12 protein-coding genes, 1 tRNA gene and 1 pseudogene are annotated in these 14,043 nt (G+C 71.4%); 8 read left to right on the top strand and 6 right to left on the bottom strand.

Annotated features, from left to right (window positions below; translation table 11 throughout):
- Nucleotides 1-200: 200 nt before the first annotated feature.
- The 3 genes from LB823_RS13550 to LB823_RS13540 all read right to left on the bottom strand — a co-directional run bounded on the left by LB823_RS13550 (nucleotide 201) and on the right by LB823_RS13540 (nucleotide 5,072).
- The gene (locus LB823_RS13550; protein WP_068526037.1) at nucleotides 201-1,724 is read right to left on the bottom strand and encodes an aldehyde dehydrogenase family protein; all 1,524 of its coding nucleotides are present in this window, start codon (nucleotides 1,722-1,724) and stop codon (nucleotides 201-203) included.
- A 101-nt stretch (nucleotides 1,725-1,825) separates the two neighbouring features.
- Nucleotides 1,826-3,058, bottom strand: coding sequence for a GAF domain-containing protein (locus LB823_RS13545; RefSeq protein WP_224647757.1), 1,233 nt, complete (start codon nucleotides 3,056-3,058; stop codon nucleotides 1,826-1,828).
- Nucleotides 3,059-3,089: 31 nt separating this feature from the next.
- A complete protein-coding gene (locus tag LB823_RS13540) occupies nucleotides 3,090-5,072 on the bottom strand; it encodes a CocE/NonD family hydrolase (protein ID WP_374201323.1) in 1,983 nt (660 codons plus the stop codon).
- A gap of 244 nt (nucleotides 5,073-5,316) precedes the next feature.
- Here LB823_RS13540 and LB823_RS13535 point away from each other — a divergent pair, with 244 nt between their 5' ends.
- The 3 genes from LB823_RS13535 to LB823_RS13525 all read left to right on the top strand — a co-directional run bounded on the left by LB823_RS13535 (nucleotide 5,317) and on the right by LB823_RS13525 (nucleotide 6,888).
- On the top strand, nucleotides 5,317-5,757 hold the full coding sequence (locus tag LB823_RS13535; RefSeq protein WP_224647756.1) for a hypothetical protein: 441 nt from the start codon (nucleotides 5,317-5,319) through the stop codon (nucleotides 5,755-5,757).
- 2 nt (nucleotides 5,758-5,759) lie between these two features.
- Entirely contained in the window at nucleotides 5,760-6,152 is a 393-nt protein-coding gene (locus LB823_RS13530) for a RidA family protein (RefSeq protein ID WP_374201322.1), read from the top strand.
- A gap of 121 nt (nucleotides 6,153-6,273) precedes the next feature.
- Nucleotides 6,274-6,888, top strand: coding sequence for a putative glycolipid-binding domain-containing protein (locus LB823_RS13525; protein WP_224647754.1), 615 nt, complete (start codon nucleotides 6,274-6,276; stop codon nucleotides 6,886-6,888).
- 9 nt (nucleotides 6,889-6,897) lie between these two features.
- Here LB823_RS13525 and LB823_RS13520 read toward each other — a convergent pair whose 3' ends face one another.
- Entirely contained in the window at nucleotides 6,898-7,857 is a 960-nt protein-coding gene (locus tag LB823_RS13520; protein WP_224647753.1) for a prephenate dehydrogenase, read from the bottom strand.
- 79 nt (nucleotides 7,858-7,936) lie between these two features.
- Between LB823_RS13520 and LB823_RS13515 the strand changes: the two genes are divergently transcribed.
- The 3 genes from LB823_RS13515 to LB823_RS13505 all read left to right on the top strand — a co-directional run bounded on the left by LB823_RS13515 (nucleotide 7,937) and on the right by LB823_RS13505 (nucleotide 9,053).
- On the top strand, nucleotides 7,937-8,455 hold the full coding sequence (locus LB823_RS13515) for a tRNA adenosine deaminase-associated protein (RefSeq protein WP_224647752.1): 519 nt from the start codon (nucleotides 7,937-7,939) through the stop codon (nucleotides 8,453-8,455).
- 29 nt (nucleotides 8,456-8,484) lie between these two features.
- Nucleotides 8,485-8,919, top strand: coding sequence for a nucleoside deaminase (locus LB823_RS13510; RefSeq protein WP_224647792.1), 435 nt, complete (start codon nucleotides 8,485-8,487; stop codon nucleotides 8,917-8,919).
- 46 nt (nucleotides 8,920-8,965) lie between these two features.
- Nucleotides 8,966-9,053 (top strand) — tRNA-Ser (locus tag LB823_RS13505).
- Here the strand turns inward: LB823_RS13505 and LB823_RS13500 are convergent.
- Nucleotides 9,035-9,724 (bottom strand): DUF2306 domain-containing protein, encoded by a 690-nt coding sequence (locus LB823_RS13500; protein ID WP_224647751.1) that lies wholly within the window; start codon nucleotides 9,722-9,724, stop codon nucleotides 9,035-9,037. The two genes, LB823_RS13505 and LB823_RS13500, sit on opposite strands and share 19 nt — an antisense overlap.
- 111 nt (nucleotides 9,725-9,835) lie before the next feature.
- Between LB823_RS13500 and LB823_RS13495 the strand changes: the two genes are divergently transcribed.
- A complete protein-coding gene (locus tag LB823_RS13495) occupies nucleotides 9,836-10,675 on the top strand; it encodes an arylamine N-acetyltransferase (RefSeq protein WP_224647750.1) in 840 nt (279 codons plus the stop codon).
- Here LB823_RS13495 and LB823_RS13490 read toward each other — a convergent pair.
- Nucleotides 10,662-11,051, bottom strand: coding sequence for a hypothetical protein (locus LB823_RS13490; RefSeq protein WP_224647749.1), 390 nt, complete (start codon nucleotides 11,049-11,051; stop codon nucleotides 10,662-10,664). The genes LB823_RS13495 and LB823_RS13490 overlap by 14 nt on opposite strands.
- Here LB823_RS13490 and LB823_RS24080 point away from each other — a divergent pair.
- Nucleotides 11,042-13,492: pseudogene (locus LB823_RS24080) on the top strand (MMPL family transporter); the annotation flags it as partial. The gene LB823_RS13490 and the pseudogene LB823_RS24080 sit on opposite strands and share 10 nt — an antisense overlap.
- Between the last annotated feature and the right edge of the window lie 551 nt (nucleotides 13,493-14,043).

Genomic DNA, 14,043 nt, shown 5'->3' with positions numbered 1-14,043 from the left:
TCGTCTTCTCCCTGAATATCGCTGTGACCTGCATGTTCATGGGTATGCGCAGGGTGCATCACCTGCGCGAACAACGACGCCTCCCTCCTCGGGGACAGGTTGCCCCAGCTGCCCAAGAGAGCACCCGGACATGCGAGCGGCGCCGCCCCCGGATGGGAGACGGCGCCGCTGACACCCTCAGGCGTAGCCCGGGCAGGGGATCAGAAGAAGCCCTGCGCGCCCGGTGCGTACGAGACCAGCAGGTTCTTGGTCTGCTGGTAGTGATCGAGCATCATCTTGTGGTTCTCACGGCCGATGCCCGAGTCCTTGTAGCCGCCGAACGCCGCGTGCGCGGGGTACTGGTGGTAGGTGTTCGTCCAGACGCGGCCGGCCTGGATGTCGCGGCCCGCGCGGTAGGCGACGTCACCGTTGCGCGACCACACGCCGGCGCCGAGGCCGTAGCGGGTGTCGTTGGCGATCTCCATCGCGTTGTCGTAGCCGTCGAAGGACGTCACCGCGAGCACCGGGCCGAAGATCTCCTCCTGGAAGATCCGCATGTCGTTGGTGCCGGAGAAGATGGTCGGCTGGATGTAGTAGCCGCCGGAGAGATCGCCGCCCAGGTCGGCCGCCTCGCCGCCCGTCACCAGCGTCGCGCCCTCGTTCTTGCCGATCTCGATGTACGACAGGATCTTCTCGTGCTGCTCCTTCGACGCCTGCGCGCCGATCATGGTGTCGGTGTCCAGCGGGTCGCCCTGGATGATCGACTTGGTGCGGATGGAGCCGAGCTCGAGGAACTCGTCGAAGATCGGCTTCTCCAGCAGCGCGCGCGACGGGCACGTGCACACCTCGCCCTGGTTCAGCGCGAACATCGTGAAGCCCTCGAGGGCCTTGTCCTGGTAGTCGTCGTTCGCGGCCATGACGTCCTTGAAGAAGACGTTCGGGCTCTTGCCGCCCAGCTCCAGGGTCACGGGGATGAGGTTGTCGGCGGCGTAGCCCGCGATCAGCTTGCCCGTGGTGGTCTCGCCGGTGAAGGCGATCTTGCGGATCCGCTTCGACGAGGCCAGCGGCTTGCCGGCCTCCAGGCCGAAGCCGTTGACGATGTTCACCACGCCCGCGGGCAGCAGGTCGCCGATGAGCGACCACAGGTACAGCACCGACACCGGCGTCTGCTCGGCCGGCTTCAGCACGATCGCGTTGCCGGCGGCCAGCGCGGGCGCCAGCTTCCACACGGCCATGAGGATCGGGAAGTTCCACGGGATGATCTGGCCGACCACGCCGAGCGGCTCGTGGAAGTGGTACGCGACGGTGTTCTCGTCGATCTCCGAGATCCCGCCCTCCTGGGAGCGCAGGCACGACGCGAAGTACCGGAAGTGGTCGATCGCGAGGGGGATGTCGGCGTTGAGGGTCTCGCGGATCGGCTTGCCGTTGTCCCACGACTCGGCGAGCGCGATCGACTCGAGATTGGCCTCCATGCGGTCGGCGATCTTGAGCAGGATCCCCGCGCGGACGGCCGGCGCGGTCTTGCCCCAGGCGGGGGCGGCGGCGTGCGCGGCGTCGAGCGCCAGCTCGATGTCCTCGGCGGTCGATCGCGCGACCTCGCAGAAGCCCTGGCCGGTGACGGGGGTGACGTTCTCGAAGTACTGCCCCTTGACGGGCGCGACCCACTCGCCGCCGATCCAGTTGTCGTAGCGGGACTGGTAGCTCATGAGCGAGCCGGCTGCCCCGGGGCGTGCGTAAACGGTCATGGAGGACCTCCAGAAGAGTGGCGTGATGTCAGTCACATTCCACCCTACGCAGTGACCGTTGCAACAACGTTGCAGTCGGTTGCAACGTCGATCCGCCCAGGTCAGGCCAGGTCGATGGCGATCGCCGCGAGGCGGCCGTCGGCCTCGGCGCGCGCCCGCGCATCGCCGTGCGCGCGCAGGACGCGCCAGCCGTGCTCGTCGTCGCGCGCGTCGGGGAGGTCGAGCCACCGTCGGAGCAGGCCCAGGTCCCGGCTCGCCAGCACGGCCGAGCGGAGGCTCTCCGCCAGCTCGGTGCGCAGCCGCGCGACGCCGGGTGCCGCGGAGTTGGGGAGCAGGGGCCCGCGGTAGACGGCGAGGGCGTCCGCGACACGGCCCGCGCGGATGGCGCGCGCGGCGTCGTCGGCGTCGGAGGCCAGGGCGCCCAGCAGCCGGTAGGGACGCGAGCCCAGCAGGTCGGCGCCGACGGTCTTGCGCAGCCGCGAGACCTCCGCGCGGACCGTCACCACGTCGAGGTCGCGCTCGTCGAGCAGCAGGGCCAGGTGGTCGGCGGTGAGACCTTCGGGGTGCCGTGCGAGCAGGGCGAGGATGTCGGCGTGCCGTCCCGTGAGCGGCACCTCGCGGCCGTCCCGCTCCAGCACGGGGCGGCCGCCCAGCAGTCGCAGCCGCGGGCCCGCCGCGGGGGCGGGCGGGGCCAGCCGGAGGATCGCCAGCTGCCCCTCGACGGCCAGCGCCGCGGCCCGCACCAGGGCCAGGGCCTGCGGCGTCGCGACCTCGGGGCCGCCGGTCACGTCGAGCACGCCGATCGGCGCGCGGGTCACCGGATCGTGCACGGGCACGGCGGTGCAGTTCCACCGGTGGGCCCGCCGGGCGAAGTGCTCCGACCCGGCGATCTGCACCTCGGTGTCCAGCGCCAGCGCCGTGCCGGGCGCGTTCGTGCCGGCCGCGGTCTCGCTCCAGTTCGCGCCCGGGATGAAGTTCATCGCGGCGGCCCGGCGGACGGCGGCACCGTCGCCCTCCACCCACAGCAGCGTCCCGTCCCGGTCGCCCACGGCCACCATCGCGCCGGCGGAATCGTCGACGAGCAGCCTGCGGATCACAGGCATCACGCCCGACAGCGGGTTGCGGGCGCGCAGCGCGTCGAGCGCACCGTCGCCCGACGGTGCCTCCCCGTCCGGGTTCACGCCCAGGTCGCGGCTGCGCTGCCAGCTCTCGGCGATGAGGTGCCGCAGCTGGGACGCGCGCAGCGCGGACTCGTCGACCGCACCGTCGACGAACATGCTGTGCAGCCGCGCGGCCGCACCCGCGGACGCGACGGCTCGGGAACCGGTCACCATCGTGCTTCCGACGATAGCCCGGAAGAGGCCGTCACCAGCCCGGATCGCCCACGATCTGCAGGCTCACGTAGGACGGCTGCTCGGGGCTGAGCAGCACGGTCTGCTTGCCGAACCGCGTCTTCACCAGATCGGGGACCGTCGCCAGGTAGCGCGGCACGCTGCCGGCGTAGACGTCCACCCGCAGGCGGTGGCCCTCCTCGAGCAGGGCGTCGGTGGGGACAACGTCGACGTCGATCTCGATCGTCTCGCCCGGCACGACCTTCTGCTTCGCCGACCAGGTGAGCGGGTGGAAGGCGCCGAGCAGCTCGCCGTCGAGGTCGTAGGTGCTGCGCGCCGGATCCAGGGCGCGGTTCGAGGCCATGACGGCGCCGCCCGAGAGCACCGTCGACGTGCCGTCGGGCGCCACGTCGTTGACGGTGACGGTCCAGATCGCCTCCTCGCCCTCGCACTGCGTCACCAGGTGCACGTTGATCGCGCCGCTGATCTGCACCGGCACCGCGGCCGGCGGGGAGGTGAAACAGATCGCGCCGCGCTCCTGGACGCCGGCGTGCCCCAGCGCGGGGACGGCCTTGGTCAGGCCCGCGAGTACCTGCGTCAGGTCGGGCGAGGCCAGGCCGCGCAGGTCGATCCGCGTGGACGCGGACGCGTGCCGGCGCGCCGGGAAGGTCGCGAGGCCACCGTCGTACTTCGCGTGCTCCGCCGTGCCCGACGGTGCCGGGGTCGCGTAGAGCCGCCGGGTGCGGGCGCCGGGGCGCGGGAAGGACTCGCCGGCGGTCCAGCCGCCGCCCTGCTGCTGCAGGGTGACGGGGCCGTAGCGGTCGACGCCGTTGTCGATGCCCTTGAGCCAGCGGTCGTACCAGGCCCGCTCGAGGACGTCGATGCGCGGCGGCGCCTGGGTGCCGCCGAAGCCGGCGCCCATGTCGACGTGGAAGCCGTCGGTGATCACCATCTGCTTGCGCCCCGCCGGCAGGTTCAGGCGGTCGAAGGTGCGGGGCGTGCTGCGGCCGAAGAGGTCGTGCCAGCCGCCGAACAGGAAGGTCGGGGCGGTGATGCCCTCGATCTTCGCGTTCCGCTCGGTGAAGTACGGGTTGTCGTTGACGCGGGGGTCGCGGCCGGTGAGTACGCCGGTCACCACCGACGGGATCTCCGTGGCGGGCGAGACGATGCGGCTGTGCAGCCAGCGGAAGACGTTGCCGTTCACGGTGTCGCGGAGCAGCGTGCGGGGGTTGTAGAGCCACTTGAGCGCGTTCACAGCGCCGAGCCACAGCGGGATGAACACCGACGGGAGGCCGCCTGTGATGTAGATGTCGCGGACGATGTCCTCGCTGCCCTCGATCGCGAAGACCGCGCCCAGGCCCTCCGGCGCGTGCCCGGCGGCCTGCAGCGAGTTGATCGCGGAGTACGACCAGCCGCCCATCCCGAGCTTCCCGTCGCACCAGTCCTGCCCGCGCGCCCAGCGCAGCACCTCGACCGAGTCCTGCTGCTCGCGCGGCCCGAGGATCTGCCACACGCCGTGCGACGTGCCGGTGCCGCGGACGTCGACGATCACCTGCACGTAGCCGCTGCGCACCAGGCGGCGGTTGATGCCGAAGCCCTGCAGCAGGCCGCCGGAGAAGTCGACGGTGCCGCCCGTGAGCGCCTTCGAGGCGTTGGTCAGCGCCGGCCCGACGAACGCGGCGTGCGTGGTCTCGTCGATCGCGTCGACGATCATCCGGTTGTATGGGTTGAGGTTGAGGATCGCGGGGTACGGGCGCTCGACGGCCACCCCGTCGAGCTCCGCGGGCCGGACGACGGTCGCGCGCAGGACGACACCGTCGGACATGCGGATGTCGATGTTGCGGTCGATGTGGACCCGCGGGTAGGTGAGCCGGCCGTCGACGGCCTCGCGCCAGGCGAGGGCGTCGGCGCCGCCGGTGGGATCGCCGAGGGGGAGCGTGTGGTCGACGCGCGAGTGGTGCTCGCCGCCCGACGGGGACGGCAGCACGGGGCTGCGGTCCCAGAGCGGGAAGCGCACACCGGACAGTCGTGCGTTCGCTCTACCGGATCGGCTGGTCACCATTGCAACCCCTTCCTTCAATCGTCAACTTAGATCACGGGTGACGTACCTCACAAACCGCGGTGGCTGTTGTTGCAGATCCGATGCAGAACGGTTGCATTCCCGGCGGGTCCGGCTCAGCGTGGATTCAGCACTCCGCACGCCGCCGGAAGGCCCGATAAGCTCGTCATCGCAATCGACCGCGAAGACTCGGAGGTACCCCATGTCGCTGACCACCACGCTCCTCGACCCCGCGCGCCAGCCGGCCGTCGTCGCCGACTTCGCGTCGGTCGTCGAATCGGAGGTGGGCGACAAGAGCGGGCTGTCGGGCACCGTCATCAAGACCGCGTACGCCGCGGTCAAGAAAGTCTCGCCGAACGTCATCGAGTCGGCGCTGACCAAGCTGCTCCCCGACTTCGCCGCCGCACTCGACCCGTTCTGGACCGACTTCCAGGCCCAGGGCCCCGGCGACTTCGGCCAGTACCTCGCCGCCCGCGGCGACGCCGTCGGCGACGCGCTGCTCGCGGTGACCGACAAGAAGGCCGAGTCCACCAGCCAGCCCGCGCTGCGCAAGGCCTACTCGAGCCTGCGCGGCAAGGCCAAGGAGAACGTCGTCGCGGCGCTCCCGCGCGTCGGCGCGGCCGTCCAGAAGAACGCCGCCTGATCATGGGCGGGGTGCAGCTCCACGGCTCGGACCAGCTGACCACCGCGGTCGAGCACGCCTACAGCGCGACGGTGCCCGCGGGGGCCACGGTCCACGTCGCCGGTGTGGCGCCGCTCGACCAGGGCGGCACCACCGTCGCCCCCGGTGACGTGCAGGGCCAGGTCCGCGCGGCCGTGGCGAACCTCCGGGTGATCCTGGGCGAGCGCGGCGCGCAGCTGTCCGACGTCGCGCGACTGACCGTGTTCGTCGCCGAGCACCTGCAGGTGGACCTGCAGGTCGCCTCCGAGACGCTGGCCGAGGTCTTCGTCGACCTGCCGCCCGTGTCGATCATCGGCGTCAGCCGCCTGCGCTACGACGATCAGGTGGTCGAGATCGAGGCCGTCGCGGCGCTCTGAGCGGGCCCGACGGACGCGCGTGACGGGCGGCCCCCTGTGAGCGCCGGCACAGCGACAGCGCTGACCGAGTGGCGGCCACAGGGGTTCGTTCGCGCCGGATGCGAGGGGTTACCGTAGGGGCGTGAGTACCCCTACATCCGCAGACGCAGTGGCCACCGTGATCACCGGCGCGAGCTGGCCCAGGATCCTCACCTGGCGTTCCGAGGACGGGAACCTCCTGGAGTCGGTGCGCGTGCAGCTCACGGGCGACCGGATCAAGGCCTACGGTCGGATCATCGCGGCCCCGTCGGCCGACGGCCCCGCCTTCAACGCCTCGTACGACCTGGTCACCGACGACGAGGGCGTCACCAAGCGGCTCTCCGTGCACGCCCTCACCGAGGCCGGCGAGGCGCAGGTGACGATCGCGCGCGACGGCGAGAACCACTGGCTGGTCCAGGGCGCCCAGGGCTCGGAGCGCGGCTTCTTCTCCGGCGCGCTCAGCGTCGACGTGCTCAAGTCCGCGTTCTTCAACGCCCTCACGATCCGCCGGTTCGACCTGCAGAGCCACCCGGAGGAGATCGACGTGCCGGTCGTGTACGTCGACCTGCCGACGCTTGCGGTCAAGGAGACGGTCATCAACTACGACGGTGCCGCCGACGGCATCACGGTGATCTCCCCGATCAGCAGCTCGAAGATCTCCGTCGACGCCGATGGCTTCGTCGTCGACTACCCGGGCCTCTCGCGCCGCGTCGAATAAGTCGAATAGTCAGTCGAGCGCGGTGATCACGCCCCCGGCGTGACCGGCCTCGCGCAGCGCCCGCTGCCACCCCGCCCCGTCGAGCACGGGGGTGAAGGGGGTGCGGCGGGCGTTCTCGTACCGCCTGCGCGCCGCGTAGCCGCGCTCGGTGATGTCGCCGACGGTGCCCTGCTCGGCCAGCTCGGCGCGGGCGGCGATGAGCTCGGCGATGGTGTCGTCCAGCGCGTCCAGCAGGGCCTCCGCGTTCGCCTCGCACATCGCGTTCACCAGCGACGGGGCCGTGCCCGCCACCCGCGTGACGTCGCGGAAGCTGCTCGCGGCCAGCGACAGGGCCAGTTGCTTGGCGGCCGGGTCGAGCTCCGCTGTGATCGCGACGGCCTCGGCCACCACGTGCACCGAGTGCGAGATCCGCGCGACGGCCGCGTCGTGCTCGGTGGAGCCCGCGGGCACGATCACCGCGCCGCAGTCCAGGCCCACGGAGGCGGCGAGCCGCCAGGCCTCCGCCGGGGTCTCGTCGTCGGCGGTGACCACCCAGGTCGCGCCGTCGAACAGCGCGGCGTCGGTGGCCTCCCAACCGGAGAAGGCGGTCCCGGCCATCGGGTGACCGCCCGCGTACCGCCCCGTCAGGCCGGCGTCGGCGACCCGGCGCGCGACGTCGCCCTTGACGCTCACCGCGTCGGTCAGCCAGGCGTTCGGGGCGTGCTCGGCGACGGCCGCGAGCACCCCGTCGAGCGCGGGGACGGGCACCGCGACCACGACCACGTGCCCGCCCTCGTCCGCGCGACGGAGCGTCGCCGCGAGGTCCGACGAGGCGTCGAAGCCCGCGGCCCCGGCATCGTCGACGGCGGCGGCGGAGCGGTTCCAGCCGTAGGCGGGGCGTCCCGCGCGGCCGAGGGCGCGGAGGATGGATCCGCCGATCAGGCCGAGGCCGAGGACGCACACGGGGACGCCGGAATGAGGTGTGGACACCCCGCTAGCGTTCCACAGCGGCGTGAGGAAGCCGTATGAGACGTGTCGCGGACGCGCGTTTACGGATACGGTTCTCTGCATGGCCGCAGAGACCTCACCGGAGCGTTACGACGACACCGACGGCTACGCCGTGGCCGTGATCCGCGGGGAGACCGCCTGGACGGTGCACCTGCTCGACCCCGGCGCGTTGGGCAGCATCGCCAAGGCCGAACAGGAGCTCAAGGCGCTGCGCGCGACCGGCGCCGTGATCGGCCTGCTCAACGTGGACGACGAGTACTTCGTCATCGTGCGCCCCGGGCCGTCGGACTCGCGGATCCTGCTCTCCGACGCGACGGCCGCCGTCTTCGACGAGCTGGCCGTGCAGGCGCTCGACCGGCTCAACGTCGACGTGCCGGACATCGACCCCGAGGAGATCGAGGACACCGACCCCTGGCCCGAGGGCGATCTCGGCATCCTCGGCGACCTCGGCCTGGGCGAGCAGGAGCTCAGCGTGCTGCTGGCCGACCCGGACCTCTATCCCGACGAGCAGCTCCAGGTGATCGCCGAGCGGCTCCAGTTCGACGCAGAGCTGGGCGCGATCCTCGACTCGCTGGGCTAGTGGCACTGCTCGACGCCGAACGCGCGGCCATGGGCGCCGCCCTGGAGGCCGCGGGCCTCGCGGGGCCCGACGACGTCCCCGTCGGCGCCGCCGTCATCGCGCCCGACGGTGCCGTGCTCGCGCTGGCGGGGAACCGCCGGGAGGCGCTGGGCGACCCGACCGCCCACGCGGAGATCCTCGCGATCCGCGAGGCCGCCACGCGGTTCGGCGACGGCTGGCGGCTCGAGGGCTGCACCCTGGCCGTCACCCTGGAGCCCTGCGCCATGTGCGCCGGCGCGCTGGTCTCGGCCCGCATCGGCCACCTCGTCTTCGGCGCCTTCGAGCCCAAGACCGGGGCCGTCGGTTCCGTGTGGGACGTGGTCCGCGACCCCCGCGTCACCCATCGAGTGACGGTGCGCGGCGGGGTCCGGGAGGCGGAGTGCGCGGCGCTGCTGCACCGGTTCTTCCAGCCGCACCGGTCCTGACCAGCCGATTTATCTCCCGGGGTGACTTCCGGTAAAGTACTCCGACGGTGGCGTGTCCGAGCGGCCGAAGGTGCAGCACTCGAAATGCTGTGTGCGGTAACCCCGTACCGAGGGTTCAAATCCCTCCGCCACCGCCGAGAGAGACCCTCTCCGACCCCGGTCGGAGAGGGTCTTCTCCGTTCCGGGCCGGCGTGCCCGCCACACGGCGCCGCTTCGGCGGGGTGCGCCGCAGCCACCACTCGCAGAAGCCGATCGCGATCAGCCAGCTCGGCCAGGCGACGAGCGCGGGGCCCACGGCGTCGGTCATCGAGCTGGGTGCCCCGGCGGCATCGAGGACCAAGAAGATGATCGGCCCCAGGATCCGGTTGATGATCACCGAGTACATGAGCGCCGCGCTGCGCAGCATCCAGCGCCGGTGGGCGGCCACGTCGCCGCCCACGATCGCGCGGACGCCGAGCGCCGTGAACAGCAGCATCAGCGAGCCCAGCGTGACGTTGGACGCGGCGTTCACCGGCCCGAAGGGCGTCACGGTGCCGATCGCGATGGCCGCGAGCCCGACGGGCAGCGCGCACGCGACGTAGATCCGGCCGGCGATCCAGTGGTACTTCGCGAACCAGCGACGCCCCAGCTGCACCAGCCCGGCGAGCATGGCCACGGACCCGAGCAGGATGTGCCCGACCAGCAGCCCGTAGTACCAGTTCGGCTGATCGTCGAGCGGGACGCGGCTGCCGCCCGTCAGGTAGGGAGGAAGGGAGTAGGCGAGGAAGACGAGCACCAGCAGGGCGCCCACCAGCAGTTTCTTCATACGGGGAACGCTAGGGACGGAGCCCGCGGCGGCGGATCACCCGCGCGGGTGGACCTGCGTAGTCCGCACGGGTGAGGCACGATGGTCGCGGGATCCTTCGAGGGGGAAACGATGAACGACGACGGTGCCTGGGGCGCGCCCGCCCTCGACCTGCCGCGGTACCTGGAGCGCGTCGGCCTCAGCGCCCCGCCCGCGCCCGACCTCGCCGGCCTGTCCACGCTGGTCCGGGCGCACGCGACGACCCTGCCGTGGGAGAACTTCGACGCCGTCCGCGGGATTCCCGGCGACCTCACTGTCGGCGCGCTGCAGCGGCGCATGATCGGCGGCCGCCGCGGTTACGGCTGCACGGGCCACGTCCCGCTCCTGGCCGCGGTCTTGCAGCGCACGGGCTTCCGGTTCGGCGCCGCGTCGGGCCGCGTGCTGGTCGACGGCCGCCCCTCCGCGAGCACGCACGCCCTGCTCGTCGTCGAGGTCGACGGTGCGCCGCACCTCGCCGAGGTCGGCTTCGGCGCGGTCCCGCTCGCGCCGCTGCGGCTGGAGAGCGGCCTCGAGCAGGACGCCGACGGCTGGCGATACCGGCTCACGGCGTCGACCGTCGGCTTCGCCGAGGAGTGGCAGCTCGACTTCCTCGACCCGAGCTCGGCCCACCAGTGGCGGCCGCAGTACCGGTTCGCGCTCACCGACCGCACGTGGTCGGACCTGCGGATGACCAACTTCTACGTCGCGACCTCGCCGCACTCGCCCTTCCGCGGGCGGCTCATGGCGGTGGTCAACCGGCCCGGCGAGCGGCACGTGCTCACGCGCGACGCGGTGATCACCACCCGCCCCGACGGGTTCAAGGAGTCCATGCCGTACGCGGCGGCGGACCGTCAGGCGATCCTGGCCGCGACCTTCGCGATCGACCTGCCCGAGGACGAGGCCGCCGCGCTCGCGGCGGTCAGTGGGAGCTGAAGAAGCCGATCGCCTTGTCGCCGCTGTCGCAGCGCGCGAGCATCCCGGGGGTCTGCGGGAAGGTGCAGTTCCAGCCGTCCACGGTGACGGGCTTCGCCATCGCGATCTGCGGGCCGAAGGCGTTCGCGACGCGCATCGCCTCGGCGCAGTCCACCTTCACGGTGCCGAGCGCGTGGACGTACAGGGCCCCGTCGGGGCCGCGGGTCTGCCCGCACATCTCGGCGCGGGTCTCGGCCACCGTCGCCGTGGCCGACGGTGCGCCCGACGGCGCGGGTGCGGGGTCGGACGAACTGCCGCAGCCCGCGAGGAGCAGGCCGCACACTGTTGCAGTTGCGACGGCTGTGACAGGCGTTGCGAAGTGCTGAAATGCGGTCATGCCCTGCACGCTACCCGCGTTTCGGTGATGAGCCTCACAAAAGTGCCGGTCAGCGACATTATTGCGGGCGGCAACGATCGGTACACTCGAACACGACCCGCATCGCGCAGCCCGTCGCGCCTCGACGACTCGGAGTGACTCGCATGGCACTGTTCCTGTACCGGCTGGGGAGGTTCGCCTACCTCAATCGTTTCAAAGTCATCGCGGCCTGGCTGCTGATCTTCGTCGGCATGCTTGCGGGCGGCGCGCTGCTCAGCAAGCCCACGGTCGACAACTTCTCGCTGCCGGGCCTGCCCTCGGCGAAGGCGACGGACATCGTCTCCGCGAACTTCGGCGACAACGGCGGCGACCCGTTCACCACCGCCTCGGCGACCATCGTCTTCCACACCAAGGACGGCAAGCTCACCGATCCGGCGGCCGCGGCGGGCATCGACCGGACCATCGCCGACATCAAGAACCTCACCAAGGACGAGGACGGCCGGAAGGTCTCCGTGGTGCAGGACCCCGAGCTGCTGCACAACCCGACGGGCAAGCTGGACACGAACGCCCTCACCCCGGACCAGCGCTCGAAGCTCGAGACGATGACGGCGCAGGGCAAGGACATCGCGTCGACCAAGACGCAGGCGCAGAAGGACGCCGACGCGGCGGCCACCTCGTCGGTGAGCCCCGACGGCAAGACCGCCAAGATCACCGTGAACTTCATCGGCAAGGTCACGGAGCTCCCGGACACCCTCTCCGAGGACATCAAGAAGGCCCGCGAGGCCGGCGAGGCCGCGTCGAACGGCACCCTGCAGGTCGAGGCCGACGGTTCCGCCGCCCGCGGCGCCGAGGACATGGGCATGACCAGCGAGATCATCGGCATGATCGTCGCCGCGATCGTGCTGATCATCACCTTCGCCTCGCTCGTCGCGTGGGGCCTGCCGCTGATCAACGCGATCATCGCGGTCCCCGTGGCCATCGGCGGCGTCATGATCGCCACCCACTTCGTCGAGCTCGGTACCTTCCCGACGGTGCTGACGTCGATGATCGGCCTGGCCGTCACCATCGACTACGCCCTGTTCATCGTCTCGAGATACCGGCACGAACTCCGGCGCCTGGGCGCCACCACCAAGGAGCAGCGGGCCGAGGCCGCGGGCATCGCCGTGGGCACGGCCGGCACCGCCGTGATCTTCGCCGGCCTGACGGTGATCATCGCGCTCGCCGCGCTGGCCTTCATCGGCATGGACTTCCTCGGCCAGATGGGCGTCGCCGCCGCGTGGGGCGTGTTCATCGCCGTCATCGTCGCGCTGACCCTGCTCCCTGCCCTGCTCGGCCTGTTCGGCTCCAAGGTCTTCGCCGGCCGGGTCAAGGGCCTGCACCCGCAGGACACCGACCAGGGCGAGGGCCGCGTCGCCAACGGCCTGCGCTGGGCCAACCTGGTGAAGAAGGTCCCCGTCGTCACCCTCGTCGCGGGTGTCGCCGTCCTCGGCATCCTCGCCATCCCGATGAAGGACATGAAGACCGCCCTGCCCGGCTCGGGCATGAGCGAGAAGAGCACATCGGAGCGCCAGGCCTACGACCTGATCTCCGACGCCTGGGGCAAGGGCGCCAACGGCACCCTCCTCGTCGCGGTCGACGGTGCCGGGGCCCAGCCCAACCAGCGCCTCGGCGCCTACAAGCAGATCGTCGACCAACTGAACAGCAACCCCAACATCGCGCCGCTGATCGCGAACGCGCAGATCGCGCAGCTCGCGGCGGACAACGCGGCGGCCACGATCATCGTGACGCCCAAGTCCGGGCCGAACGACGACGAAACGAAGACCCTGGTGACCAAGCTCCGCACCATGGTCAACGGCGAGGCCGGCACGAAGGCGCGGCTCGGCGTGGACCTCGGCGTCGCGGGCAGCACCGCCATCGAGATGGACATCTCGGAGGAGCTCAACAAGAACGCGCTGCCCAAGTACCTGGCGATCGTCGTCGGGCTGGCGTTCCTGCTGCTGCTCGTCGCCTTCCGCTCGATCCTGGTGCCGCTCACGGCCGCGCTGGGCTTCCTGCTGTCCGTGGTCGCGACGTTCGGCGTGACCTCCGCGATCTTCACCGACGGTGCCCTCGGCCTCATCGACAACACGCAGCCGTTGGTCTCGTTCCTGCCGATCTTCATGATCGGCATCGTTTTCGGCCTCGCGATGGACTACCAGGTCTTCCTCGTCTCCCGGATGCGCGAGGAATTCGTGCACACCGGCGACGCCACGCAGTCCGTGGTGACGGGCGTGCAGTACGGCGCCCGCGTCGTGACCGCCGCGGCGATCATCATGATCTCGGTCTTCGCCTCGTTCATCCTCAACGAACAGGTCTTCATCAAGGAGATCGGCTTCGGCCTCGCCGCCGCCGTGCTGCTGGACGCCTTCGTGGTGCGCCTGGTGATCATCCCGTCGGTGATGATGCTCCTCGGTAAGTGGGCATGGTGGCTGCCGAAGTGGCTCGACAAGATCCTGCCCAACGTCGACATCGAGGGAGAGGCGCTCGTCGCCCAGCTCGGCCGCGGCGACGCGAACGCCGACACCGCCGCGATCCCCGCGCAGACCACGGCCGAGATCCCGGTCCCGACCGAGCAGCTCGTCGCCGCCGGCGCGACCGACGTGCACGCCCGCGGCAAGGCGCGGGTCGCGCAGGCCGGCGTGAACGGCCACGCCAACGGCCACGCCAACGGCGCCGAGCTCCCCACGGCCGCACCGACGGTGCCCGTGCCGCTGGTGCCCCTCGGCAAGGACGACGAGCACGTCACCGAGCAGGCGCCCGTGTACGCCGACACGGAACAGGTGGCCACCGCGGCACCGGATACGGTCGCGCCGGACACCGGCGAGTACCCGGTCGCACGGCCCGGCGTCCCGCGCCCGGACCAGACCGCGACCGGCCCGATCGTCGCCCGCGACCGCACCCGCGACGAGATCGCCCAGCTGCGCGAGCAGAACAAGGCGATCGCGGCAGAGCTCAGCGCGCTGCGCTCCGACTA

Source organism: Tsukamurella sp. M9C, assembly GCF_020169415.1.
Taxonomy (GTDB): Bacteria; Actinomycetota; Actinomycetes; order Mycobacteriales; family Mycobacteriaceae; genus Tsukamurella.
Note: the sequence above shows the minus strand (reverse complement) of the source record. Positions and strands in the feature narration are given on the sequence as shown.